We start from the raw sequence: 7,353 nt of genomic DNA, 5'->3' as shown, positions 1-7,353 counted from the left end.
TGATTTTTCTTTCTTTTGCTTGTTTGCTAGGCAAGTTGATTTCATTTTAAACAGAAATTGTCGATTTAGTTCACTTAACGGCTTTTATCTTGATTGAAATAGTGAACTCGATTGATAAAAGCAGGTGACAGGCATGTCTAGGTTAGACAAAGTATTTAAGTGATGGGATTGAACACCTTAGCGCGGATATAGGAGATAGCTTGCAATGAACTTCTGTTTAATAAAGTGATTTTTCTTTTGTTTGCTTGTTTGCTAGGCAAGTTGATTTCATTTTAAACAGAAATTGTCGATTTAGTTCACTTAACGGCTTTTATCTTGATTGAAATAGTGAATTCGATTGATAAAAGCAGGTGACAGGCATGTCGAGGTTAGACAAACTATTTAAGTGACGGGATTGAACACCTTAGCGCAGATATAGGGGATGGCTTGCAATGAACTTCTGTTTAATAAAGTGATTTTTCTTTTTTTGCTTATTTGCCGGACAGGTTGATTTCATTTTAAACAAACATCTTTAATTTATTATTCAAAAACAGTTTTCTAAGTTTGAAATGGGTAAACTTAGCTAGACTAAATTCCCTATAGCGAAGCAATGAGAGCATTAATGAAGATATTACACACTTCAGACTGGCATCTTGGCCAGTATTTTATGATGAAAACCAGAGAAGCAGAGCACTTTGCTTTTTTAAACTGGTTAGTTGAAGTGGTTGAAAAAGAAGGTATTGAAGCGGTTATTGTTGCTGGAGATATATTTGACAGCGCATCACCGCCTTCTTATGCGCGCAAGTTATATAGTGATTTTATTGTCCGGTTACAAAAAAGCAGCTGCCGCCACCTTATTATCGTTTCTGGAAATCACGACAGTGTCGCGGTTTTAAATGAAAGTAAAGATCTGCTGCAGATGTTAAATGTTTCAGTGCTTGCCGGTTTAAGTGATGATTTAAATGATCATATCATTAGCTTGTATGATGAAAATAAGAAGGAAAGTGCTCTAGTCTGCGCATTACCGTTTTTACGCGCTAATGATGTAATGAAAAGTGAGCAGGGTTGCTCCGCAGAAGCCAAGCAGATGAGTCTGCAGCAGGGCATACAGCAGACTTATTCCTCTATATATGAGCTGGCACAGCAGAAAAACCGCTCTGAAAGTCTGCCTGTTATTGCAACCGGGCATTTAACGGCGGTCGGCTGCTCTGTTTCTGAATCGGTTCGTGATATTTATATCGGTACTTTGACTGCATTCCCTTCCGCCCTGTTTCCCGCTTTTGATTATATCGCGCTGGGGCATCTGCACCGTGCTCAAAAAGTGCAGAAATCTAACCATATTCGCTACAGCGGCAGTCCGATAGCGCTGAGTTTTGATGAAACCAAGAAGCAGAAAAAGATTAATATTATTGAGTTTGATACAGATAACTCCTTAACAGTTAATGAGATGGAGGTTCCCGTTTTTCAGAAGATGCTGGTTATCAGCGGTGACTTGGAGTCTGTGACTGAGCAGTTACAAGCGCTTAAAAGAGAGTTAGACGGTGAAAGTGCCTGGGTAGAGGTCAAACTGCAGCAGGCTTTTTATCTTTCCGATGTACATGCCTTACTGAGTGAGCAGGTGTTGGAAAGTGAAATAGAAATTTTGAAAATCAGCAGTCCGACCATTAATGAAAATAACCAGTATCAGGGATCCGAAAAATCCACTCTGGACAATTTAACGCCTACAGATCTTTTTCAGCATCGTCTAGAGATTGAAGACAGCTACAGTGAACAACAGAGAGAACAGCTAACTATGCTGTTTGCTGAAGTCTGCTCTGAAGTGGAGCATAAATCATGAAAATTCTTTCTTTACGCTTTAAAAACTTAAACTCATTAAAAGGCCATTGGAAAATTGATTTTCAGGATGCTGATTTTTTAGAGAACGGTCTGTTTGTTATTACCGGACAGACAGGTGCGGGTAAAAGCACCATCTTAGATGCACTATGCCTGGCGTTATATCAGCAGACGCCGCGCCTGGACCGTTTAACACAAAGTAAAAATGAATTGATGACCCGCGGCACTGCGGACTGCTCTGCGGAAGTGGAGTTTAGTGTAAAAGGCGAAGGCTACCGGGTTTTCTGGGAGCAAAAAAGAGCCAGAAAAAGTCCTTCCGGAAAACTGCAGGCGCCTGTTTGTGAATTAAGCACCATAGAGGGCGAGGTGCTTTGCACTAAAAGCAGTGAAGTATTAAAGCAGGTTATTGAACTTACTGGATTAGATTTTTCTCGTTTTACCAAATCTATGCTGCTTGCGCAGGGCGGTTTTGCCGCCTTCTTAAATGCCAGCACTAAAGATCGTGCGGAACTATTAGAAGAGTTAACCGGGACTGAGATTTATTGTGAAATCGCTAAGCATGTATTTGAGCGTAATAAACAGGTTCAGGCGGAATTAGATTTATTAATTAAACAAGCGGACGTATTAGAAGTACTTTCAGCTGAGCAGGTTGAGCAGTTAAATGAGCAGATAACGCTGCTTGAAGCCGATAAACACAGTGTACAGACTGGTTTAAAAGATACCGAAGGTGCGTTATTGTGGCTGAAAAATGCACAGATATTAAAAGAGCAGGTGGAAGCGCAGGTAGTGCTGTTAAAAAACAGCGAGCAGTCTTTAGCCGATTTTAAAGATAAGCAGAGGCAGATTGAACTCGCAGAGCAGGCAAAACTGCTTGAACAGCCTTACCAGAGTCAGCTGTTAAACGCTCAGAAATTACAAGCTGTCGAGAAGTTAATTGCTGAAAGTGAACAAAACAATCAGACATTACAAGCGCAGTTAACAGAGAGCAAAAGCAGGGTTGAAACGCTCACTGAATCGCAGAAGTCTCTGCAGGAAAGCCATGCTGTAAAGCAGAAACAACTCAATGAATCTCTTGTTCCTTTAGATTTAGCAATAGGTCAGTTAAGCGAACAGTGTGGTGAACAAAAATCTGCTGTGGAAAAACAGACAAAAACAGCAGATGCAGCGAAGCAGAAACTGGACAGTCAGTTAGGCAAGCAAAATAAAGATAATCTTGCCTTAAAAGCGTTAAATGAGGTTTTACAAGAGCAGCAGGCTTCGCATCAGCTTCAGGAAAGTCTGCCGCTTATTGAGCAGCAGTTTTCTTTATATATTAAGCAGCAGTCACAGTTAAAGGAATCTTTGTCTGCCGCTGCTGAACTGCAGAAAAAGCAAAGTGTAGTGCACAATAAACAGCTGGATGTTCATAAGCAGGTTAATCTCAGTGCACAAGCGCGGCATGAAAAGCAGATGCTTCTGCAGCAGTACCAGCAGCAGAGAGATGCATTATTAGACAGTTATCAATTCAGCAGTTCGGCACAAGTGAACGAGCTGTTAACCGAGGTGTTTGATCAGCAGTCTCATAACCAGCAGGCCCTGTCGTTAACCAAGCTGCTGGATGATACAAGTGCAAGATTAGATACTGTGCACAAAAGCACTGCTGAATTAGAGCAAGGTATCAAAAATAATCAGCAGGCATTAACGGTTAGTAAGCAGGAAGGGCTGGAGTGCAAAAGTGCGCTGGATGCTCTGCACAAGCTGTTAAAGCAGGAACAGGTTATTTCCCAGCTGGGCGATCTGAAAAAACTTCTCCAGGCAGATCAGCCTTGTCCGTTATGCGGCTCCATAGAGCATCCTTCGGTCAGTGATTATCAGCCTGTTGATATACCGGAAACTCAAATAGCGCTGCAGGAAAAAGAGCTGCGTCTAGGCGCTATGAGAGAGCAGTATGCCGCGCTTAAAAATCAGATCGACACAGACAGTAAGCGGCTCGCTGAATACCGTCAGCAGGAAGCGGATCTTAATCTACTCATGGATAAGCAGCTAAGTGAATGGAAAAATAGTCCTTATCTGTTTGCCTTTAAATATCAGCAAAGCAGTCTTCAGGATTTATCCGCCCTGTCACAAAGCTTACAGGAAAAGCGCTTTAATCTTGAGAAGCTGCAAAAACAGGTTCAGCAGATTGAAGCAAAACTTCCGGATTTACTACAGCTTGTACAGGAGCTTACTGAAAAAGCCAATGATCATGAAAGGCTGCTGCAGGAGCTTAACAACCAGCATACTGTTGATGACAATGAACTGCAGCGCTTAGCTAAAGAGCAGCAGGCGCTTTCAGCACAGCTTGAAGAAAATAAGCAGGGCATTCGTCAGCAGCTGCCGGATGAACTCCTAAAGGAGCAGGTTGAAGTCGATAAATTATTTAATAACCCGGCCGCGTGGATTGAAAATCAGAAGAGTTTAATTCTTTTGTACCAGTCACAACAGGCGCAGAGCATTACTCTGCAAAGCTTAGTGGAACAGCAGGCTCATGAAATAGAGCTGCAGCAGCAGATGCATACACAGCAGCAAAGCACATTACTGCAGCTGCAGACCTTATGGCAGTCTAATCAGTCACAGCTTGCCCTGCAGCAGAAACAAAGAGCGGAGCAATTCGGCAGTCAAAGCCAGGAACAGATTCAAGAAAAACTTGAATCTGAAAAAAATGAACTACAGCAGAAGCTGGATCTTGCTATGAGTGATCTGCAGGATATACAGGGGAAATCTGCACGTTTATCCGGGCAGCTTGTCGAGCAGAAAAATCAGCTGGCGGAACTGCATAAGAATCAGCAGACACTGCTTGGTATTTTTGAAAAACAGTTAGCGGCTAGTACTTTTACAGATCAGGCACAGTTTATTGATTCACGTTTAGCAGAAGAGCAGTTACAGGCACTGCTTGCTTTACAAAAGCAGCTCAATGAACAGTTACTAACGGAGAAAACCCGTTTAAGTTCGGCGCAGCAGAGCCTTGAAAAGCATCTGGCATTAAACGTTAGCGAAAAAGATCAGACAACATTAGAAAGCGAGCTTTCTGCGAAGAAGTCAAAATTTGAAGTTATCAGCGAACAACTGGTTGAGAAAAAAGGCAAACTGCAGGCAGATGTACGCTTAAAAGCACAGCAGCAGGCACTGCTGGAGAAACAGGTGAAACAAAAAGAGAGTGCAGAGCAGTGGGCGATGCTTAATAAGCTGATCGGCTCCGCAGACGGCAGTAAATTCAGAACCTTTGCGCAGGGCTTAACCTTAGATAATCTGGTTTATCTGGCTAATAAAGAGATGGCGGATCTGCATCAGCGTTATCAGCTGCAGCGGAATATTGATGAACCCTTAGCACTGCAGGTGATTGATTTATGGCAGGCGAATGCTGTGCGGGATGTAAAAACTTTGTCGGGCGGAGAAAGCTTCTTAGTGAGTCTGGGTCTGGCTTTAGCGCTTTCTAATCTGGTTAGTCATAAAACTCAGATTGAATCGTTATTTTTAGACGAGGGTTTTGGTACGTTAGATGCCAATACCTTAGAGACGGCACTTGATGCGTTGGAAAGGTTAAATGCAACCGGAAAACTGATCGGGGTTATTTCTCATGTTGATGCACTTAAAGAGCGGATTAATAAACAGATTCATGTGCGTAAAGGTAGCGGGGCGGGTTATAGTCAGCTGGATAAGCAGTATATGTTTGTTGAGCAGAGTTAGCTTAATGTAGGGGGGAGTTGGTTGCGTTTACGTGTTAGTGCTTGTTCATCGATCCAACTCTAATGATCATAGGCTTTCGCTTGTGAGCTTTGGGTATAACTTTTATTGTTGGAGTTCCGCCCTTGACGGCGTGTTACTTTTTCTCAACAGCAAGAAAAAGTAACCAAAAAGTGCCGTTCCGAAACGTTTTTTATTCTTGTCTGTTCAATAACTTTTTAACGCACCGGCTTGGACAGCACATTCATGTGCAGCTCCAAGCCTAATGAAATCATCCATGATTTCCTTTGCTAAAGTCATTTCCCAGCCAAGAAAAACGTAAACGGAAAGTAAGACACTAGCCGAATTGGTTTGGTTTATTTATAAAATGGTTTGGATGTCCCCGCTTTTGTTGTACAGGCAAAGAAAACAGGGCACGTAGAATTTAGCCCGCTCGTGACACTATGCTGTCTCATAACTCTCCCAAAAGAAAGGCTGCCCCGAACCATTTTTTGATCTTGTTATAAACAACTACTTTTTAATGCACCGGTTCGGAATGTACATCCATGTGCATGCCGGATCTAGTGAAATCATCCAGGATTTCACTTGCTAAAGTAGCTGTTAATCACAATAAAATGGACGGGAAATCCGTAGCCGTATCGGTTGGGTTGAATAGGCAAGACGTGATAATCATATAGTAAGCCCTTACGAGTAACGTTCAAGCCTAGAGTGTATGTTATACGCATAGCTAAAACGAGGGCTTTAAAATGAAACTATATGGTGGCATTGACTTACATTCAAATAACAGCGTTTTTTCAATTAAAGATGAAACTGGTGATGTTATGGCGCGACGTAAATTACCCAACGATATAAAACAAATTTTTCTGTTTCTGGCTCCATTTAAGCAACAATTAACAGGCTTAGTCGTTGAGTCTACATTCAACTGGTATTGGCTAGTTGACGCTCTGAATGAAGCTGATTTCCAAGTACATCTCGCTAATACCACAGCTATTCAGCAATATTCTGGTTTGAAATATGGGGATGATAAAACCGATGCTGACTGGCTTGCTGAAATGCTGCGATTAGGTGTATTACCTGAAGGTTATATTTACCCAAAAGAGCAACGAACCGTCCGTGATTTAATGCGCAAACGCATGCAGCTTGTTCAGCAATCCACTCTCAATCTTTTGTCCATTCAAGGACTATACATGCGTCATCTAAGTTACAAAATGAGTAACAATAAGATAAAACAGTTAACTCCCGAAGCTATAATGACTCATTTCTCATCTGCAAACACGGCACAGGCAACGATTTGTAATCTGGCCGTGATGAAGTGTCTAAAAGAGCAAATCAAACTATTAGAAAAAATCGTATTAACACAAGTTCAATTAAAACCCGATTTTCAAGAGTTGACTACGATTGACGGTATTGGCAATATTCTCGCCCTCACTATCATGTTAGAAACCGGCGATATTAAACGTTTTAATAAAGTAGGGAATTATGCATCCTATTGCCGTTGTGTTAGTGGCGCTCGTTATAGCAACGGTAAAAAGAAAGGTAAAACCAATTCCAAGAATGGCAATAAATACTTAGCCTGGGCTTTTGTAGAAGCCGCCAATTTTGCCATTCGTTATAACAAAACCGTTAAAAGTTATTATCAACGAAAATCAGCTAAAACTAATCAAACGATCGCTATTAAAACAGTGGCACATAAATTAGCGAGAGCTTGTTTTTATGTATTGCGAGATAAAGTACCGTTTGATGTAGAAAAAGCATTTTGTTAAGAATTTGGCATCGTTCATGAGTTAAAAACGGGGTTGGTAAAACCATTAGACGTGATTGAGCCTTGAACGATACCAT

General features: G+C 41.6%; 3 protein-coding genes. All 3 read left to right on the top strand.

All coding sequences use genetic code 11. The features are described 5' to 3' along the window. The first annotated feature begins 601 nt into the window (after positions 1 to 601). Positions 602 to 1,816, top strand: a complete 1,215-nt coding sequence (gene sbcD / locus G327_RS0123405) for an exonuclease subunit SbcD (protein WP_019617236.1) — start codon at positions 602 to 604, stop codon at positions 1,814 to 1,816. Next, the gene (locus tag G327_RS0123400) at positions 1,813 to 5,517 is read left to right on the top strand and encodes an AAA family ATPase (RefSeq protein ID WP_019617235.1); all 3,705 of its coding nucleotides are present in this window, start codon (positions 1,813 to 1,815) and stop codon (positions 5,515 to 5,517) included. The genes sbcD and G327_RS0123400 overlap by 4 nt, the downstream gene beginning before the upstream one ends. A gap of 743 nt (positions 5,518 to 6,260) precedes the next feature. After that, positions 6,261 to 7,277: an IS110 family RNA-guided transposase gene (locus tag G327_RS0123395; RefSeq protein WP_019615383.1), complete on the top strand. Its 1,017-nt coding sequence runs from the start codon at positions 6,261 to 6,263 to the stop codon at positions 7,275 to 7,277. The last annotated feature ends 76 nt before the right edge of the window (positions 7,278 to 7,353 follow it).

The organism is Psychromonas ossibalaenae ATCC BAA-1528, assembly GCF_000381745.1.
Taxonomy (GTDB): domain Bacteria; phylum Pseudomonadota; class Gammaproteobacteria; order Enterobacterales; family Psychromonadaceae; genus Psychromonas; species Psychromonas ossibalaenae.
This window is presented reverse-complemented; position numbering and strand designations above follow the sequence as displayed.